We start from the raw sequence: 18136 nt of genomic DNA, 5'->3' as shown, positions 1-18136 counted from the left end.
CGTGCGGGCGCGGTCGGCCCGAAGACGGTTCGGCCCGTTCCGGGCGTGCGGCGAGTGCGGTGCGGTGGACGTTACGCCGACGCGCGCTTCCTCGGCGGTGTCTTCGCCGTCTTGCCCGCCGCCGTCTTCTTGGCGGCCTTCTTCTCCGCGGCGGTGCTCTTCGTCCCCGTCTTCGAGGCGGTCTTCGCGGTGGTCTTCGACGCGGTCTTCTTCGCCGCCCGTGAGGCCGTCCTGCCTTCCGCCGGCTTCTTTCCGCCCGCCCCTTCCGCCGCCGTCTTCCTGGCGGCGGCCCGCTTCCGGGGCTTCATCTCGGTCACCTCGGCCACCTCTTCGCCGCCGCGGGCCTCCTTCGCCGCCCGTACGCTGCTCTCCAGCGCGGCCATCAGATCGATGACCTGCCCGCCGGCCTCCGCGGGCGCCGCCTCGGGAAGGGCTCCGCCGCCCTCGATCTTGGCCGCGATCATCGCCTCGACGGCGGCGCGGTAGTCGTCGTGGAGGGAGTCCATGTCGACCTCGCCCAGAGTGTCCATCAGGGCGTCCGCCAGGTCGAGTTCCGCGTCCCGGACCGTCACCTCGGTGTCCGGGGCGACATCCTGCGGCCGGCGGATCTCGTCCGGCCAGAGCAGCCCGTGCATCGCGATCACATTGTCGACGACGCGCAGCATGCCGAGCCGCTCACGCCCCCGCAGGGCGAACTTGGCCAGCGCGACCTTCTGGCTCCGCTTGAGGGCCTCGCGCAGCAGCGTGTACGGCTTGGCCGCCGGGACGCCGTTGGCCGAGAGATAGTACGCGGCGTCCATCTGCAGCGGGTCGATCGACGAGGCGGGCACGAACGCCACGATCTCGATCGTCTTCGCCGTCGGGAGCGGGAGCGACGCGAGGTCCTCGTCCGTGATCGGGATGATCGATCCGTCCCCGTCCTCGTACCCCTTGCCGATCTCCGCCGCGGGCACCTCCTTCTCCTCCAGCTCGCAGACCTTGCGGTAGCGGATCCGGCCGCCGTCGGCGGTGTGGATCTGGCGGAAGGAGACGGAGTGGTTCTCGGTGGCGTTCACCAGCTTGATCGGGATGCTGACCAGGCCGAAGGAGATCGCGCCGTTCCATATGGATCGCACGTTTGATCCCTTTCATCCGACTGAATCCGATGAGTTCATTTTTATGGCATTCGTGCGATTCTCATCGTATGACGCCGATCACCGAGGTGGCGGGGCGACGGCTCGCGCTCAGCAATCTGGAGAAGGTCATCCACCCGGCCACCGGGACGACCAAGGGCGAGATCCTGCACTACTACGCCGTGACGGCGGAAGCCCTGCTGCCCCATGTCCGCAACCGCCCCGTCTCCTTCCTCCGCTATCCCGACGGGCCCGACGGCCAGCTGTTCTTCACGAAGAATCCGCCACCCGGTACGCCATCGTGGGTACGCACCACTCCCGTGCCGCACTCCGACGACCCGGGGGCCCGTCAGGTCGTCGTCGACGATCTGCCGTCGCTGGTCTGGGCGGCGAACCTGGTCGTGGAGTTCCACACCCCGCAGTGGACCGCGGGTGCGCCCGCCGTGGCCGACCGTCTGGTCTTCGATCTCGACCCCGGGGCCCCGGCGACCATCGCCGAGTGCTGTGCGGTCGCCCTGTGGCTGCGGGACCGGCTGGCGGCCGACGGGCTCGACGCGTACGCCAAGACCTCGGGGGCCAAGGGGCTGCACATCCTCGTACCACTGGAGCCCACCCCCTCCGGCGAGGTGTCCGCGTACGCGAAGGGGCTGGCCGTCGAGGGGGAGGCGGAGCTGCCGAGGCTGGTGCTGCACCGGATGGCCCGCAATCTGCGGCCCGGGAAGGTCTTCGTGGACCACAGCCAGAACGCCGCCGCGAAGACGACGGCCGCGCCGTACACCCTGCGGGCGCGGCCGGAGCCGACCGTGTCCACGCCGGTGACCTGGGACGAGGTCGGCGAGACGGCCCGGGGCGCGCGCGGGGGTGGGAGGCGGGGGCCGGGAGGGACGGCCCGGCGGGAGCTGTCGTTCCGGTTCGAGGAGATCGCGGGGCGGCTGGATCGGTACGGGGATCTGCTGGCGCCGCTGGTCGGGGGTGGGCGGGGGAAGGTGCCGGCGCTCTCGTAGGCCGGGCGTGGGTTTTGTCCTCAAGCGCCGGACGGGCTGGGTTTGGGCGCGGTGCCGCGCCTCTGCGCGGAGGGCCCGGGGCCCCCGGGGCGGGGGTCCGTCCTCAAACGCCGGACCGGCTGGAATCGGCGCCCCCGACAGGCAGGAGCAGGCAACCCGGCCCGCCCCGCGCAGAAGGCCCGGGGCTCCCGGGGCGGGGGTCCGTCCTCAAACGCCGGACGGGCTGGAATGGGCACCCCCGGACAGGCAGGAATGGGCGCACCCCGACAAGCAGAAGCAGGCGACCCGGCCCAACCACGCGCGGAAAGCCCAGGAACCCCAGGCGAAGGTCCGTCCTCAAACGCCGGACGGGCTGAAGTTGGCGCCCCCGACAAGCAGAAGCAGGCGACCCGGCCCAACCACGCGCGGAAAGCCCAGGAACCCCGGGCGGAAGTCCGTCCTCAAGCGTCGGACCGGCTGGAATCGGCGTACCGCCTCGCCCCTGCGCACAGTGCCCGGGGACCCGGGGGTCAAACGGTGGACGGGGTGAGGGGGTGGAGCCAGGTGTGGCGGTTGCGGGCCGTGGTGTAGAGGGATTCGATGTCGGCGGGCTTGTGCACTCCGCCGAGGGACGCCAGCGCCGCCACCTCGTTCTCCCGCAGGATCCGTACGTCCACCGGTGCGGGCCGTACCACCTCCAGCCGGGCCGGTCCGACGACGGCCAGCACCGGTCGTACGGCCGTGGTGAGTGCCAGGGAGGCCCGTTCGGCGCGGCGGCGGGTCAGCCGGAGCAGCGGTACGGGCTCGGCGCGGCCGGCGCGTACTTCCGGGTCGGCGATCCGCAGACGCGTTCCCCGTGCCGTGACCGTGTGCACGGCCAGGACCCCGCCGGGGCCGATGGCGAGATGGTCGATCCGGTCCCCGCCCGGCAGCGGGACCGCGTGCAGGACCCGCCAGCCCGCGTCTTCGAGCCGGTCCAGCGCGCCGCCCAGCAGCTCCTCGGCCGCGAGCTGGGCGAACCGGGCGCGGCGCGGGTCCCGGGAGAGCCGGCCGGGCCTCGGGACCCCGTCCAGTTCGGCGTAGAGGGCCTCGCCCGGGCGGTTGGGGGCCAGATCGTCATCGGGGTGCAGGGAGAGCCGGGCGAGATCACCGGCGGTGGGCACGGGCGGCGGTCCGACCGTGTAGTCGCCGGTCAGATAGGGGGCGAGCACCGCGAGCACCTCCTCCCGCAGCCGCTCGTGGACCAGGCAGATCCGGCCGCCGTCACCGGTGTCGGGGTCCCCCCGGTCGTACCAGGCGACCTGCCGGCCGCCGGGCAGGGTGACATGGATCCGGCCCGACCCGGGGCCGTGCGCCCCGCGTGCCGGTGTGACGCGCAGTAATGCTGTCATTCCCCCACCCCCAGCCGTCTGGCCCCGCCTGGCCCCGGGACCATGGGACCAGTCCCGGGGGCTTCCGGGCAATATCCCCGCGATGTCCCGGCTGTGGTGCAGACTCTCCACGGAGGCGCGGCTCCGGCGAGACGTTCTCGCGGATTTCTGGCGCAAAGTTCTCGCGCACGCTTCTGGCGCGGGGCCCGTGCGCACACGATTCTTTTGCCACGGTTCCCGGGCCCCGGCCCGGGTCACGCTCCCCGGGCGCGGGGCTCCCGTGCGCGCTGCCGGGTACGCGGCAGTGTGCGCGGTCCGCGGACACGGTCCCGTACGCGGTTCGCGCACCCGGGGTCCGGATCACGTTCGCCCGACAGGGTTGTGGGCGCGGGGGTTGTGGGCGTATGCCTGTGAGCCTCGGGAGCCGAGGATCTCTGGGAGGAGGCAGGCGTGTTCGGGGGAATCGACGAGGTCGACTGGGCCGCACTGGAGCATGCCTACGGTCCGGCCGAGGACGTACCGGGCCTGCTGCACGGGCTCGCGTCCGACGACCCGGCCATGCGGGAGCTGGCACTCGACGGGATGTACGCGACGGTTCATCACCAGGGCGATGTCTACGATTCGACGCTCGCCTGCATACCGTTTCTGCTGGAGCTGGTGGCCGACCCCTCGGTTCAGGACCGCGGCGGCATCGTCGAGCTGCTGACCAGCATCGGCGGCATCGATCTCGACGGTGACGACGAACTGGACCTGGACGACGAGGAGTTCGAGTTCGCCGCGAACTACGCCATGGCGGCCTCGGCCATCACGGCGGGCGCGGACGTCTTTCTCGGGCTGGTCGACTGCGACGACCGCGGGGTACGGCTCGCCACACCGCTCGCGCTGGCCACCCTGCACAGCGAACCCGAGCTGGTGCTCGGGCTGTTACGGGAGCGTCTCAAGGTCGAGCAGGACCCCGAGGTGCGGTTCGCCTGTGTGGAGGCCGGGGGTCGGATAGCGCTGCGGCACGACGGGCTGAATCCCGAGGTGGTCAAGTGGCTCATCGCGCTGACCCGGGTACCTCCGGACGCGCAGCCGTCCCTGTACGACCCTGCGGCCTACGCCACCGGGGACGGCGGATCGGGGACCGACTGGGCCGACGGGACCGGGACCGGAAACGCCACGACCGACGGGACCGGCGCCTCCGGGAACGGTGGCCCCGGGAACGGCGGCTTCGGAACCGGCGCCCCCGAAGCTGGCGGATCCGGCCACTCCGGTTCCTCGGGCTCCCCTCCCGGGCACTCCGATCCGTCCGGCTGCGGCTCACACCGCTCCGGTTTCAGCCACTCCGGTCCCGGGCACTCCCACTCGCCCGGCTCCCACCCGTCCGACTCCGTACCGCCGGGCCCGACTCCGGCGGAATCCATTCCGCCGGGCTCGACTCCACCGGGTTCCATTCCGGCAGGCTCGACTCCGGCAGGCTCCGAACCGGCCGCGTCCCGTCCCTCCGGCCGCGGGCCGTCCGAACCCCGCCCCTCGGCCGCCGGGCCGTCCGGCTCCCGTCCCCATGACGCCGGACTGCGGCTGTCCGCGCTGGCGCAGCTCGCGCGCTGCGCGCCGCACACCCTGCCCGCGGACGTCGTACCGGGCGTGACGGGGCTGCTGCGGGAGCTGCGGGCCGGGCCGGTGGCGGTACCGCCCGGCGACCGTACGGCGGGGCCCCAGGCCCCCACCCTGCTGGGGCAGTTGCGCGAGCGCCGTGAGGCGGAGCGGGCGGGCCGCGCGGCGCCCTGGACGGGCGATCTGCTGCGTACGCTGCACTCCGGTCTCGGCGACCGGGTGGACGACCGGATCGCCCTGCTCGCGGACCAGCTGTGCAGCCCCGACCGGGGGCAGCGGATCGACGCCGTGCGGATGAGCAGCGGGCTGCTGCGCACCTGGCGCGGTGAGTACGGCGAACTCGTGGGCCTGATCGGTGAACAGCTCAGCGACGAGGAGCCCCGGCTCGCGGACGCGGCCGCCGCCGCCCTCGGGGAGCTGTTCGGGCTGGCGGAGCCCGCGGCGGACGCGCTGGCGGACTTCGTGGCCGCGGACCCCGGCCGCTGGGTGCAGGAGTGGGCGAACGGCCCGCGCGTGCTCGGCAGCGCGGTGGCGGCCCTGGCCAGGGCGGGCGACCGGCGGGCGGTGCCGGTGCTGCTGGGGATGCTGGAGCTGCCCGAGGCGCCGCGCGACCTCGGCTACGCGCTGGACCACCTCGGTGAGGCGGCGGCCCCGCTCGCCCCCGCTCTGCGCGGGCGGCTGGGGGCGGTCGAGCTGGACGAACGGCTGTACGACGTGGCCGGGCCGCTGCTGTACGGGCTGACCTCGCTGCGGGCGGCGGACGCCCTGCCCGAGGTGCTGCGGGTGCTGCGGGGGGCGCCCGAGTACCGCAGGGAGTGGGTGGTCGAGCTCGTGCTGCGCGCGCTCACCGCGTTCGGGCCCGCCGCGCGGGAGGCGGTGCCGGATCTGCGGCAGCTGCTGGTACGGGCGACTCGCGCGGAAGCGCTGTCCGTCACCCTCCCGGGCGCTGCCGGAACGCTCTCGTACGCGTTCGGGGCGAAGACGGCCGCCGCGCTCTGGGCGATCGAGGGCGACGCCGACTCCGTGCTCCCGGCGCTGCGCAGGGCACTGGCGGCGACGGACTCCGGGGCTCGGCGCTCGGCGGCGGCCGTGGTCGGGACGATGGGACCGGCCGCCGCCGTGGCCGCGCCCGAGCTGGAGAATCTGCTGTGGGCGGCCGACCCCTGGACCCGGGTCGACGCGGCGGCCGCGCTGTGGCGGGTGACGGGCGACCCGGAGCGGGCGTGGCCGGTGCTGCGGGCCGCCTGGGAGTCGCTGCCGCTCACCCGGGTCCCCACGGCGGAGCGGCTCCTGGAGCGCGATGGCGCCGACGGTGTGACCGCTGTGGCGCATGAGGCGGAGGGGGCCGACGTGCTGCTGCGGGCCGAGTTGTCACAGGTACGGCGGCACAATGCGATAGACGGGGGGTACGGCAGTCATGACATCGTGAGGGATGAGAAGCTGCTGGCCCTCTGCCGGCGGGCGCAGACACGGGAGAGGCCGAAAGCGTGATCATTTTTGGGACCAAGGGTTATCTCTACCAGCTGGCGATACTGACCCTCGTGTGCGGGCAGTGCGGCAACCCCGCCGCGCACACGCTCAGGAAGAGGGTCACGAAGTTCACGCTGTTCTTTGTGCCGCTGTTCCCGTTCTCGACGAAGTTCGGGACCCAGTGCACGTTCTGCGGTGCCGAGCACCAGGTGCCCAAGGAGCAGGCCGATCAGCTGCTGGCGCAGGCCGCCGGGGCCGTCCAGAACCCCGCGCAGCAGTACGGCCAGCCGCAGGGGCAGCCGGGCGGAAACCCGTACCAGCGCTGAGTCACTGCCTCCGGGCACGGACGCGGCGGCCGAGGGGTGCGGGTTCTCCACGACCCGGGAGTTCGGGGGTTCGGGGTTTCGGGGCTCGGGGGATCGACGGCCCGGGAGCAGCGGGTGCGCAGAGGCGGGCGGGCCGCCGGGACGGACGGGCAGGCGGGCATAACGGTCTTCTCCTGCCCATAAGGTTGTCGGAAGAACCGACCGCCCGGTGACCGTAGCAACGGCCCCGGGCCCGCCCGCCCCGCCGAGGAGTATCTTGCGCCCCCACCGTCCGCTCCGCGCCGCCCTGCTGACCACGGCCGCCGCCGCGCTGCTGGCGGGCTGCGGAGACGCGGGCGAGCTGCGCAGCGCGGGCCCGACCCCCACGGCCGCCGGACCCGTACGGCTGTGGCCCGATCTGCCGCCCGTCACCGCTCCCCCGTACGACTACGGGGAGACCGACACGGCGCTGATCCCCGGGGTGACGGTCCCCGGCAGCGGCGTGCGCGGCCTCGATCCGGTGGCCGTCGTCCGGGCGGAGGCCGCCGCCTTCCCGACCGCGTACGCCGGACTGGACGGCAGTGTCCGGGAGACCGTGCCGGGGCTGGACGAGTGCGCGCGTACGCCCGGCCGCTGCCCGGTCCTCAAGCCGTACTACCGCGATCTGACCGGTGACGGCCGGGAGGAGCTGATCGTCGGGATCCGGATGCCCCGGCAGCAGACCGAGGTCCGCTGCTATATGCCCGGCGAGGGAAAGAACCGGGGGAAACTGATCCGGATCATGTCCGCCTCCGACCAGTTGGTGCGCGTGGAGGTCGCGGGGCGGGACGTCGTGCTGCGCTCGGTCTCGGCGGCCATTCCCGGATACGAGTACCGGACGGCCTGGTCCTGGGACGCCCGCCATCAGGTGATGCTGCCGGCCCGGGACGAGATCGTCCGCGTCGAGCCGCGGTCCGGCACATCCCGTGACGGCGGCCCGGCGGCCCACCGCACCGGAGCGGTACGGGAAGAACAGTGACGAGACATCCCCGGCCCCCGCGCCTCCGGCCGTCCGCGCGCTGGTGGCGGCGGTCCCCGCGGCGGCCGTTCCCCCGGCCGTTCACACGTCCGTTCACACGGCGGCTCACCCCGTGGTTCCGGCCGCCCGTCCGGCTGCGCAGGCCCCGCTGGACCGCGACCCTCACCTGGAAGGCCGCCGTCTTCATCACCGTGATGTGCTGCACGCTCGCCGCGCTGCTCGGCGTCCTGGTCCATGTCGGTGTGACCCGCCAGACCGTGAACGAGTCCCGGGAGAAGGCCCTCGGCCGGCTCGCGGACGCGTCCGAGGCGTACGAGGCGGGCGAGCCGCTGCCCAGGTTCGCGGACGTCGACCCGGCGGGCCTGCCCGCCTCCCTGCGCGCCCTCGCCCTGAGCGGGGAGCACGGCACGATGGTCAGTACCTTTCGCGACCGCCCCACGATGTGGGCCGCGGGTCCGGCCGACGGCAGTGTGATCGGCGCCCGGGTCGACTACACGCTCAGCGCGAAGACGATCACCGCCCTGGACCGGGCGATCGTCGGCTCGTCGGTGCTGGCGATCGGGGCGACGCTGCTGGTGGGCGCGTTCGCCGTCACCCGGATCACCCGCCGTCTCCATCTGACGGCCCAGGTGGCACGGCGTATCAGCGCGGGCGATCTGGACGCGCGGGTCGGCGACCCCCGTACCGGGGATCCGTCCCGCCCCCTGGACGAGGTGGCCACCGTCTCCGGCGCGCTGGACACCATGGCCTCCTCGCTCCAGGCCAAGCTGCTGAGCGAGCAGCGCTTCACCGCGGATGTGGCGCATGAGCTGCGTACTCCGCTGACCGGGCTGACGGCGGCCGCCGAACTGCTGCCCCCGGGCCGGCCCGCCGAGCTGGTACGGGACCGGGTGCGGGCGATGCGCGCGCTGACCGAGGATCTGCTGGAGATCTCCCGGCTGGACGCGGGCAGTGAGACGGTCGATCTGGATATGCACGAACTGTCGGCCGTCGCCGAGCGGGTGGCACGGGCGGCGGGGTCCGCGGGGCCGCCGGGCGCCCCGGGCGGGGTGAGTGCGGCGGGCAGGGCGAGCGCGGCGGGCACGGCTCGGACGGTGAGCACGGCTGGGGCTGCGGGCGGCCTCGGCGCCGCCGGGGCAGCCGGCAACACCAGGACCACCGGCGGACCCGGCACCTCCGGGAGCCCCGGCACCACCACGAGCCATGGGAGCTTCGGTTACGAGACCGAGGTGCGGATCGTCCGCGACGCGACCGTCGAGACCGACCGGCGCCGACTGGAGCGGGTGCTCGGCAATCTGGTGGCCAACGCGCACCGCCACGGCAGGGCACCGGTCGTGCTCACGGTCGACGGCCCCGTGGTGACGGTCTCCGACCGGGGGCCCGGCTATCCCGCGTATCTGCTGGAGCACGGGCCCGCCCGGTTCCGTACCGAGGGCGGCAGCAAGGGACATGGCCTCGGCCTCACGATCGCCGTCGGGCAGGCGGCCGTGATCGGCGCCGATCTGCGGTTCCTGAACGCGCGGGACGGCGGCGCCGTGGCCCGGGTGACCCTGCGGCCACCGGCCGGGCCCCGGCCCGGCGGGACGGCCACCGACCCGCCGTGAGACGCCCCGGGCTCCCCGCCCCAACAGAGCCGACATAAGGGACATAAGACTTTTCTCTTGCTACGTTGCGGGGCATGACCGCAACGACGGTGGACGACCCCCCTCCCGCCCCGCGACTCCCCCGCCGCCGGGGCGTCGAACTGTCGCTCCTCGTCGGCGCCGTGCTCATCTCCGTCTTCGGGTACGCGTCCGTGGGGCTCGCGCGGACCGGGGCCGTACCGCCTGACGTCCTCGGCTACGGAGCCGGTCTCGGTGTGCTCGCCCTGCTCGCGCATCTCACGGTGCGGTTCCGTGCCCCCTGCGCCGACCCCCTGCTCCTGCCGATCGCGCTGCTCCTCAACGGACTGGGCCTGGTCCTCATCTACCGGCTCGACCTGGAGACCCCGGACAGTGTGGCCGCGCCCACGCAGCTGGTCTGGTCGGCGCTCGGGGTTGGGCTGTGCGTCACGGTCGTCGCCCTCCTGCCCGACCACCGGGTCCTCCAGCGGTACGCCTATGTGTCGGTCGCCGCGGCCCTCGTCCTGATGATCGTGCCGATCTTCTTCCCGGCCGTGAACGGCGCCCGTATCTGGATCCGGTTCGGTCAGCTGTCCTTCCAGCCGGGAGAGTTCGCGAAGATCCTGCTGGCCGTCTTCTTCGCCGCGTATCTCGCAGCCAATCACCACACCCTCGCCCTGACCGGCCGCCGTATCCGCAGGCTCCAGCTCCCCACCGGCCGGGTCCTCGGCCCGGTCGTCGCGGTCTGGCTGATCAGTGTGGTCGTGCTGATCCTGGAACGCGATCTCGGCACCTCGATGCTCTTCTTCGGCCTCTTCGTGATCATGCTGTATGTGGCGACGGGCCGCACCGGCTGGATCGCGGTGTGCCTGCTGCTGGCCGCAGCGGGCGCGTTCGCCGTCGGGGCGCTCGAACCGCATGTGCACGGCCGGGTCGACGACTGGCTCCACCCGTTCGCCTCCATCGAGGCGGGCGAGGGCCCGGACCAGGTCGCCCAGTCCCTGTTCGCCTTCGGCGCTGGCGGCATGCTCGGCTCGGGTCTCGGGCTCGGGCACTCCGGTCTCATCGGGTTCGCCGCCAAGTCGGACTTCATCCTCGCCACGGCGGGCGAGGAGCTGGGACTGGCCGGGCTGACCGCGATCCTGCTGCTCTACGCGCTGCTGGTGGCCCGGGGCCTGCGCGCCGGACTCAGCCTGCGCGACCCCTTCGGGCGGCTCCTCGCCACCGGGCTGGCCTCGGTCGTCGCCCTCCAGGTGTTCGTCATCACCGGCGGGGTGACCGGGCTGATCCCGCTGACCGGTATGGCGATGCCGTTCCTCGCGCAGGGCGGCTCGTCCGTGGTCACCAACTGGATCATCGTGGCACTGCTGATCAAGGTCAGCGACTCCGCGCGCGAGCCCCACCCGGGGACCGCGCCGGATCCCCTGTCCCTGGCACTCGTCCCCGGGGAGGGCCGGTGATCCGCTGCGTCCGGCGCACCTCCGTCTTCTGTCTCTTCCTGCTGGTCGCCCTGCTGGTCAACGCGGCACGGGTACAGCTCGTGGAGTCCTCGTCCCTGGACGCGAACCCGGCCAACCGGCGGGCCGCGATCACCCGTTACGAGGAGCCGCGCGGGAACATCCTCGCCGGCGGGCGGCCCGTCACCGGCTCCAGGGACTCCCGCCAGCAGCTGCGGTACGAACGCACCTACCCCCAGGGCCCGTTGTACGCGCCGGTGACCGGGTACTCCTCCCAGACGTACGGCACCTCGCTGATCGAGAACGCGGAGGACTCCGTCCTCTCCGGCGCCGACCCCTTGCTCACCGCGATCCCGCTCTGGAACGATCTGAGCCGGGCCCGGCAGCCGGGCGGCGACGTGGTCACCACCGTCGTGCCCGCGATGCAGGAGGCGGCGTACGCGGGCCTCGGGGGGAAGCGGGGCGCGGTCGCCGCGGTCGAGCCCTCGACCGGGCGGATCCTCGCGCTGGTCAGCAGCCCGTCGTACGACCCCGGGGCGATCTCCGGTACCGGTCCCGCGGCCCGGAAGGCCTGGAAGGACCTCAACGCGCTGCCGACCCAGCCGATGCTCAACCGGGCCATCCGGCAGACATATCCGCCCGGTTCGGCCTTCAAGATCGTGACGGCGGCGGCGGCGCTGGACGCGGGCCTGGTCAGGGACGTGGACGCGCCGACCGGTACGCCCGACCCGTATGTCCTGCCCGGTACGCGCACCCGGCTCCCCGACGCGGCGTCGGGCTGCGGCAACGCGTCCCTCTCATACGCCATCCAGTGGTCCTGCAACTCGGTGATGGCGGAGCTGGGGGTGAGGATCGGGCTCCCGGGGATGCTGGACGCGGTCACCCGGTTCGGCTTCAACGACCGGGGGCTGCGGATCCCGTCCGGTGTCGCCCCCTCGAACTTCGACACCCGGATGTCCGTGGACCAGCTGGCGCTGTCCTCGATCGGCCAGTTCAACACCACGGCCACCCCGCTCCAGATGGCCATGGTCTCGGCGGCGGTCGCCAACGGCGGTGACCTCAGGCACCCGTATCTGGTGGACCGGGTGACCACCGCTTCGGGCCGTACGCTCTCCCGCACCCATCAGCGCTCCTACCGGCGGGCCATGAACCCCTCCACGGCCCAGCAGCTCCAGCGTCTGATGGTGCGGGTCGTCGAGGACGGCACGGGCTCCAAGGCGGCCATTCCCGGCGCGCGCGTCGGCGGCAAGACGGGCACCGCCCAGCACGGCCTCGGCAACACCGGGACCCCGTACGCCTGGTTCATCTCCTGGGCCCAGGCCGAGGGCGCCGCCCAGCCCGCGGTCGCCGTCGCGGTCGTCGTCGAGGACGCGGAGGCGGAGGCATCGGCGGAGGTGGCGGCGGCGGCGCGCGGCCAGATCAGCGGCGGCGGCACGGCGGCGCCCATCGCCCGCGCGGTGATGACGGCGGGGCTCCGCGCGGCGGGTGGAGGGTGAGGTTTCTCCTCGCCTGTGCTGGAGGCGGGGGCCAGTCTTCAGCTTCGCCCGCTCTGGAGGCGAGGGCGCCAACTTCCAGCCTCGCGCCTGTTTGGAGGCGGGGGTGCCTAGTTTCAGCCTCGCCGGCGTTTGAGGCGCGGGGTCCGGGGCGGAGCCCCGCAAGAGGCCGCACCCCGGTGCAACCGGAACCCGTGGCTGCGGCGCGCCAAGAGCCGCCTCGCCGGTTCCGGGCGCGGTGCACCAGTTCTTCAGCCTCGCCGGCGATTGAGGCGCGGGGCCCGGGGCGGCACCCCGCAAGCGGCCACCGCACCCCGGGGGTCACCCGCCTCCCGCCGGCAGCGGCTCACGCCGGTGGAGCCAGGAGCCCGGCACCCCCTCGACCCCCGTCCCCGCCGCCACGACCCCGCCGGTGATCGCACAGGTCGTGTCGACATCGCCGAACCCCTCCGCCGTCGACCACAGAGCCGCCTCCAGATCGTCCCGGTGACGGGTCGCCGTCCAGAGGGCGAACGGCACCGTGTCGTCGGCCCGGATCCGCTGACCGTTGCCGAGGATGTCCGCCGCCCGCCAGGCCGGTGTGCCGAAGGGGACCCCCTCCGCCCGGCGGAGCCCGTCGTGCACCAGGCCCGGCGGAGTGCGGTCCGCCACGGCGGACAGCGTCAGCTCTCCCCGGACCGACAGCGCCGCCGCGACCGCCACCGCGATCGCCCCGGCGACGCCCTCGGGGTGGTCGTGAGTGACCCGGGCGGACAGTTCGGCCTGGTGGACGACGCGTTCGGGATCGGCGGCGAACCAGGCCCCCAGCGGCGCGACCCGCATCGCCGCGCCGTTGCCGAGGCTGCCGCCCTCGAAGAGCGTGGGCGCCTGGGTGCGCCAGTCCCCCGGGCGTTCCCGGAGCCGGGGCAGCAGCAGATGCATACCGTGGCCGTAGCCGCGCGCCGGATCGGCGTCGTAGGTGCGCGCGAAGCTCAGCGCCAGCCGGTCCTGGTCGATCTCCCCGTACCTCGCCAGAATCTGATGCACCGCCAGCGCCATCGCCGTGTCGTCCGTCCAGTGCCACTCCGGCTCCTCGGGCGCGCGGCGCGCCCGGATGTCCCGGAGCGCCTGCTCACGCTCGCGGAACAGCGGGAACCAGCGCTCCCCGAACGCGTCTCCGAGCGCGAGCCCTTCGAGACTGCGGCGGGCGGCCGCGCGGTCGCCCCGGAAGATTCCAGTAGTCATAGTGACCATTGTCCCCGAGGGGGAAGGCCGCGTACATCGCTTTCCGGGCGGGCTGGGGGGCGCGCGTTGCCGCGTCCGCGTGGGACGGTGCGGTGTAGGGGCGCCCGGCCGACGAGGCGTCAGCACCTTGTACGCGGGGGCTTGACGCGCTTGCTGACACACAGTCTCATAAGGATTGCCCGGCCCGCGGACGCCGGGGCCACCCCGCCTTTCCGGCCACCGCCACCGCCAGCCCTCCGCCACCACCGACGCCCGTGAGGTGCCCTCCTCCATGACGAACGCGACCGAACGGGACCCGCGGCTGCTCCGCGACGCCCTCGGACCCCTCCGTGACCGAGAACAGGTCGCCCAGCGCCTCCTCGAATCCTCCGCCAGGCACTCCTTCGACCCCGACAGGGACCTCGACTGGGACGCCCCCATCGAGGACGGCAAGTGGTTCTGGCCGCCCGAACTCGTCTCCCTCTACGACACCCCCCTGTGGCGGCGGATGTCCGAGGAACAGCGGATGGACCTGGCCAGGCACGAGGCCGCGTCGCTCGCCTCCCTCGGCATCTGGTTCGAGATCATCCTGATCCAGCTGCTGGTACGGCATATCTACGACAAGTCCGTGACCAGCAGTCATGTGCGGTACGCCCTGACCGAGATAGCCGACGAGTGCCGGCACTCCATGATGTTCGCCCGCATGATCGAGAAGGGGGGCGCTCCCCCGTACCCCGTCCCCCGCGTCCATCACAATCTCGCCCGGGTCCTGAAGACCGTCTCCACCACGCCCGGCTCCTTCGCGGCGACCCTCCTCGGTGAGGAGATCCTCGACTGGATGCAGCGGCTCACCTTCCCCGACGAGCGGATCCAGACCCTGGTACGCGGGGTGACCCGTATCCATGTCGTCGAGGAGGCCCGCCATGTCCGGTACGCCCGCGAGGAGCTGCGCCGCCAGATGGTGACCGCGCCGCGCTGGGAGCGGGAGCTCACCCGGATCAGCTGCGGGCAGGCGGCCCAGGTGTTCTCCGCCTGCTTCGTCAATCCGCGGGTGTACACGAACGCGGGGCTGGACCGTCGTGAGGCCGTCGCGCAGGTACGGGCCAGTGGGCACCGGCGCGAGGTCATGCGGGCCGGGGCGAGGCGGCTGACGGATTTCCTGGACGACGTGGGGGTGCTGAGGGGGGTTGGGCGGGGGTTGTGGAGGCGGTCGGGGTTGCTGGGGTGAGGGCGGGGGGGTGGCTTTGCCGGGGCGGTCCCGGGGGCCGGGGCCTCAATCGCCGGCGAGGCGGCTCTTCGCACGGAGGGCTCGGGCTTCCGTCGCACCGGCAGGTGCGGGCCCCTGCGGGGCTCCGCCCCGGACCCCGCGCCTCAAACGCCGGCGAGGCTGAAACTAGGCCCCCCGGCCTCCACCGGCAAAGCAGAAACTAGGCACACCCGCCCTCCACCAGCGAAGCTGAAAGTAGGCACACCCCGCCTCCACCAGCGAAGCTGAAAGTAGGCACACCCCGCCTCCACCGGCAAAGCTGAAAGTAGGCACACCCCGCCTCCACCGGCAAAGCTGAAAGTAGGCACACCCCTCCAACACAGGCGAAGCTGAGACTTGGCACCCTCCCCTCCCAAACAGGCGAAGCTGAAAGTTGGCACCCCTCCTGCAAACAGGCGAGGCGGAAGGTAGGCACCGTCGCCTCCGACACAGGCGGAGCTGAGAAGTACCCCCACCAGCGTCACAAGCAAAGCCGAGAAGTACCCCCACCACCGTCACAGACCAAGCTGAAGATAGGCACCCCACAGCCGACGAGGTTGGAGAAGGCTCTTCGGCGCAGGCGGGGAGGGGAATTGGTGCGCGAGCGGGCGGGGGATCGAGTGGGGCGTCGGGGGTCAAACGGTGGGGAGGGTGAAGAGGTCCGTGGCGTTCTGCCAGAGGACGCGGTCGCGTTCCTCGGGGGTGAGGTCGGCGTCGCGGAGGACGCCGAGGGCGAGGGCGGGGTCGACGAGGGTGGCGTCGGTGCCGAAGAGGAAGCGGGTGATGGGGACTCCGGCCTCGCGGGCGTAGGCGATACGGCCGGCGTCGGTCGAGGTGCGGCAGTGTTCGAGGTAGAGGCGGTCGCAGGCCGCGGCGGCGTGGGCGGCCTCGCGCCAGGCGTCGCCGCCGGCGTGGCCCATGATGACGCGGAGGCCGGGGCGGGCGGAGACCAGGTCGGGGAGGAGTTCGACCTCGGGGCCCCAGGTGTGGAGGAGCAGGGGGACGCCCAGGTCGGCGATGAGGTCGAAGGCCTCGGCCATCTGGGAGGTACCGGGGAGGCGGCCGGGGTAGTGGGTGTGGATCTTCGCGCCCACGAAGCGGCCGGTGTCCAGGCAGCGCCGCAGATCCGCCGCGCTCTCCTCGATGCGGTTCGGGTTGACGACCGCGTAGCCGAGGAGCCGGGGACGGGTGGCGAGGGCCTTGAGCAGGGCGCGGTTGCCGGCGACCGCGTCATGGACGACCGCCTCGGACGCCGACACCAGCTGGAGGTCGATGCCGTAGCGGTCCATCTGGCGCAGATTGTCGTCGGCGTCCCCGCTGGTGAGGTGGAACTGCCAGCGGCCCACATGGGCGTGCACATCGATGATCGGCATCAGGCGAGCAACTCCTCGACGTTCTCGGTGGAGATCGCGGCACGGTCGGCGTCCGAGATGTCCGCGTAGCGCAGCCGCAGTGTCTGCGGGGAGATGTCCATGAACGGGGTACGGGAGCCGAAGACGAGATGGCGCGCGCCGACGGAGCCGACGAGCCGTTCGATGGAGTCGGAGCCGGACAGCATGCGGGTGGTGGTGCGGAAGCCGGGTTCGTCGCGGGCGAGGAGCAGGAAGTCGGCGAGGTGGTAGGCGTGCAGATCGAGGAAGACGACATCCGCGCCCCGGCCGGTGAGACCGGGGCCGAAGCGGCGGGGATCGCCGTCGTGGAGCAGGACGAGCCCGCGTTCGAGGGCGAGGGAGACGACATGGCGGTAGCCGGGGAAGCCGGGCTCGGCGGCCTGTTCGACGGTGAAGAGGCGCAGAAAGCGCACACCGTCGGCGGTCAGTTCGTCGAGCCGGTCCTCCGCGGTCAGAGCGTCCCGTACGTCGATGGTGCCGACGGGCAGCAGTTCCGGGCAGTCGGCGAGATCGCGGACGGTCTCCGCGTTGCCCGCGCGGTCGTCGAAGAGCGGGCCCCGGGTGGACAGGGCCAGCGCGCGGGCGACGGGGGAACGGGCCAGGACGGAGCGGACCTCCGTGAGCCCGATGTCTCGGTGGTGCCGGGGCCAGGGGCCGTACAGCACATCCACGTCCCAGCCGATGTGCTCCTCGGCGGTGGGGGTGAGCCAGTCGTACGCGGTCATCGGGCGGCCACCTCGCGCAGCGCTCGGGCGATGCGGTCCACATCGCTCTGGATGTAACGCTCGTTCCACTGAAGCACCAGCAGGGTACGGGCGATGAGTTCCTCGGCGCGCGGACACAGCCCCGGCGGATATCCGGGCAGCGCGGGGTTGGCGTACAGGGGGCGTTCCAGATAGCCGGGCAGTGCCGGTACGCCGAGTTCGCCGAGGGCCTTGGCCCAGCGGGCGTTGTCGTCGACGAGCAGCGGCATCACCCACCAGGCGTGGCCCCGCCGCTGTCCGGGCATCCGGACGGCCGGGACGTCCCCGAGCGCCCCGGCGAGCTGCGCGGCCCGCTCACGGCGCAGGCGTACGACATCGGTGACCTTGCCGAGCTGGGCGCGGGCGACGGCCGCCGAGAGCTCGGTCATCCGGTAGTTGAGGCCCATCTCCCGGTGAATGCGGCCCTCGCTGCGGTCCCACCCCTTGTCCATGAAGAGCCGCATCCGGCGGGCGAGGGCGGGGTCACGGGTCAGCGCGAGTCCGCCGTCGCCCGCGGTGATGTGCTTGAACTGCTGAAGGCTGAAGCAGGCGATGTCCCCCACCGTGCCGAGCAGCCGGCCCGAGGGGTCCTCGCCGAGCCACGCCTGGGCGCAGTCCTCGATGAGGACCAGTGAGTGACGGTCGCAGATCGCGCGCAGGGCCTCGATATCGGCGGCGGCACCGAAGAGATGGACCGCGATGACCGCCTTGGTGCGGCCGGTGACGGCGGCCTCGACGGCCGCGGGGTCGAGGTTGCCGTCCTCGGGGCGTACGTCGGCGAACACCACGCGCCCGCCCTGCGCCATGACGGGGGCGACGGTGCCGAAGTCGGAGATCGGGGTGGTGACGACCTCGTCACCGGGGCCGATCCCGGCCGCCGCGACCGCGAGATGCAGTGCCGCCGTTCCGGAGCTGCATGCGACCGTCTCGGGGACCGCGTCCCGTGTCGCGTACAGCCGGGACATCTCCGATTCGAGGGAGCGTGCTTCACTTCCGAAGGAACTGCACAGCACCGCCGAGTCGAGGACGCGCAGTACCGCGGCGCGCTCCTCGGCGCCCAGGGTGCGGCCGCGAGGTTCGAGAACTGTGGGCAGTGGCATTTCCCGTTCCGGCATCGTGGCACTATCCTCTCCGCAGATACGCGG

General features: G+C 72.9%; 14 protein-coding genes. 8 read left to right on the top strand and 6 right to left on the bottom strand.

Annotated features, from left to right (window positions below; genetic code table 11):
• Positions 1–71: 71 nt before the first annotated feature.
• Complete coding sequence (locus ACIBCM_RS12190; protein ID WP_399242022.1) at positions 72–1115, bottom strand: Ku protein; 1044 nt, start codon at positions 1113–1115, stop codon at positions 72–74.
• A 68-nt stretch (positions 1116–1183) separates the two neighbouring features.
• Between ACIBCM_RS12190 and ligD the strand changes: the two genes are divergently transcribed.
• A complete protein-coding gene (ligD, locus tag ACIBCM_RS12185; protein WP_399242020.1) occupies positions 1184–2116 on the top strand; it encodes a non-homologous end-joining DNA ligase in 933 nt (310 codons plus the stop codon).
• Positions 2117–2625: 509 nt separating this feature from the next.
• Here the strand turns inward: ligD and ACIBCM_RS12180 are convergent.
• Positions 2626–3486 carry a nuclease-related domain-containing protein gene (locus tag ACIBCM_RS12180; protein WP_399242018.1) on the bottom strand — a complete coding sequence of 287 codons (861 nt, stop codon included), beginning with the start codon at positions 3484–3486 and terminating at the stop codon, positions 2626–2628.
• A gap of 429 nt (positions 3487–3915) precedes the next feature.
• Between ACIBCM_RS12180 and ACIBCM_RS12175 the strand changes: the two genes are divergently transcribed.
• From ACIBCM_RS12175 to ACIBCM_RS12150, 6 genes are all read left to right on the top strand, one after another.
• On the top strand, positions 3916–6555 hold the full coding sequence (locus ACIBCM_RS12175) for a hypothetical protein (protein WP_399242016.1): 2640 nt from the start codon (positions 3916–3918) through the stop codon (positions 6553–6555).
• Positions 6552–6860 (top strand): zinc-ribbon domain-containing protein, encoded by a 309-nt coding sequence (locus tag ACIBCM_RS12170; protein ID WP_399242014.1) that lies wholly within the window; start codon positions 6552–6554, stop codon positions 6858–6860. Before ACIBCM_RS12175 ends, ACIBCM_RS12170 begins: the two co-directional genes overlap by 4 nt.
• A gap of 256 nt (positions 6861–7116) precedes the next feature.
• Positions 7117–7857 (top strand): hypothetical protein, encoded by a 741-nt coding sequence (locus ACIBCM_RS12165; RefSeq protein WP_399242012.1) that lies wholly within the window; start codon positions 7117–7119, stop codon positions 7855–7857.
• Positions 7858–8051: 194 nt separating this feature from the next.
• Complete coding sequence (locus ACIBCM_RS12160; protein WP_399242113.1) at positions 8052–9461, top strand: histidine kinase dimerization/phospho-acceptor domain-containing protein; 1410 nt, start codon at positions 8052–8054, stop codon at positions 9459–9461.
• A gap of 74 nt (positions 9462–9535) precedes the next feature.
• Positions 9536–10918, top strand: coding sequence for an FtsW/RodA/SpoVE family cell cycle protein (locus tag ACIBCM_RS12155; protein WP_399242011.1), 1383 nt, complete (start codon positions 9536–9538; stop codon positions 10916–10918).
• Entirely contained in the window at positions 10915–12411 is a 1497-nt protein-coding gene (locus ACIBCM_RS12150) for a penicillin-binding transpeptidase domain-containing protein (RefSeq protein ID WP_399242009.1), read from the top strand. The genes ACIBCM_RS12155 and ACIBCM_RS12150 overlap by 4 nt, the downstream gene beginning before the upstream one ends.
• Positions 12412–12729: 318 nt before the next feature.
• Here the strand turns inward: ACIBCM_RS12150 and ACIBCM_RS12145 are convergent, their stop codons facing one another.
• Positions 12730–13632, bottom strand: a complete 903-nt coding sequence (locus ACIBCM_RS12145; RefSeq protein ID WP_399242007.1) for an ADP-ribosylglycohydrolase family protein — start codon at positions 13630–13632, stop codon at positions 12730–12732.
• A gap of 271 nt (positions 13633–13903) precedes the next feature.
• Between ACIBCM_RS12145 and ACIBCM_RS12140 the strand changes: the two genes are divergently transcribed.
• On the top strand, positions 13904–14839 hold the full coding sequence (locus ACIBCM_RS12140) for a diiron oxygenase (protein WP_399242005.1): 936 nt from the start codon (positions 13904–13906) through the stop codon (positions 14837–14839).
• A gap of 653 nt (positions 14840–15492) precedes the next feature.
• Here the strand turns inward: ACIBCM_RS12140 and ACIBCM_RS12135 are convergent.
• Genes ACIBCM_RS12135 through ACIBCM_RS12125 form a run of 3 tightly spaced genes read right to left on the bottom strand, consistent with a single transcriptional unit; the run spans position 15493 to position 18091 of the window.
• The gene (locus ACIBCM_RS12135; protein ID WP_399242003.1) at positions 15493–16230 is read right to left on the bottom strand and encodes an amidohydrolase family protein; all 738 of its coding nucleotides are present in this window, start codon (positions 16228–16230) and stop codon (positions 15493–15495) included.
• Complete coding sequence (locus ACIBCM_RS12130) at positions 16230–16973, bottom strand: hypothetical protein (RefSeq protein ID WP_399242001.1); 744 nt, start codon at positions 16971–16973, stop codon at positions 16230–16232. Before ACIBCM_RS12130 ends, ACIBCM_RS12135 begins: the two co-directional genes overlap by 1 nt.
• Complete coding sequence (locus ACIBCM_RS12125; protein WP_399241999.1) at positions 16970–18091, bottom strand: DegT/DnrJ/EryC1/StrS family aminotransferase; 1122 nt, start codon at positions 18089–18091, stop codon at positions 16970–16972. Before ACIBCM_RS12125 ends, ACIBCM_RS12130 begins: the two co-directional genes overlap by 4 nt.
• Positions 18092–18136: the final 45 nt, after the last annotated feature.

The sequence above is a fragment of the Streptomyces sp. NPDC051018 genome (genome assembly GCF_044456085.1).
Lineage (GTDB): Bacteria > Actinomycetota > Actinomycetes > Streptomycetales > Streptomycetaceae > Streptomyces.
The sequence above is the reverse complement of the archived record's forward strand: the minus strand, read 5'-3'. Positions and strand labels throughout refer to the sequence as shown.

Coding starts and splice junctions, on each gene's coding strand:
- ligD (WP_399242020.1), top strand. CDS start 1,184: ATGACGCCGATCACCGAGGTGGCGGGGCGACGGCTCGCGCTCAGCAAT.
- ACIBCM_RS12180 (WP_399242018.1), bottom strand. CDS start 3,486: ATGACAGCATTACTGCGCGTCACACCGGCACGCGGGGCGCACGGCCCC.
- ACIBCM_RS12160 (WP_399242113.1), top strand. CDS start 8,052: ATGTGCTGCACGCTCGCCGCGCTGCTCGGCGTCCTGGTCCATGTCGGT.
- ACIBCM_RS12155 (WP_399242011.1), top strand. CDS start 9,536: ATGACCGCAACGACGGTGGACGACCCCCCTCCCGCCCCGCGACTCCCC.
- ACIBCM_RS12145 (WP_399242007.1), bottom strand. CDS start 13,632: ATGACTACTGGAATCTTCCGGGGCGACCGCGCGGCCGCCCGCCGCAGT.
- ACIBCM_RS12140 (WP_399242005.1), top strand. CDS start 13,904: ATGACGAACGCGACCGAACGGGACCCGCGGCTGCTCCGCGACGCCCTC.
- ACIBCM_RS12135 (WP_399242003.1), bottom strand. CDS start 16,230: ATGCCGATCATCGATGTGCACGCCCATGTGGGCCGCTGGCAGTTCCAC.
- ACIBCM_RS12130 (WP_399242001.1), bottom strand. CDS start 16,973: ATGACCGCGTACGACTGGCTCACCCCCACCGCCGAGGAGCACATCGGC.
- ACIBCM_RS12125 (WP_399241999.1), bottom strand. CDS start 18,091: ATGCCACTGCCCACAGTTCTCGAACCTCGCGGCCGCACCCTGGGCGCC.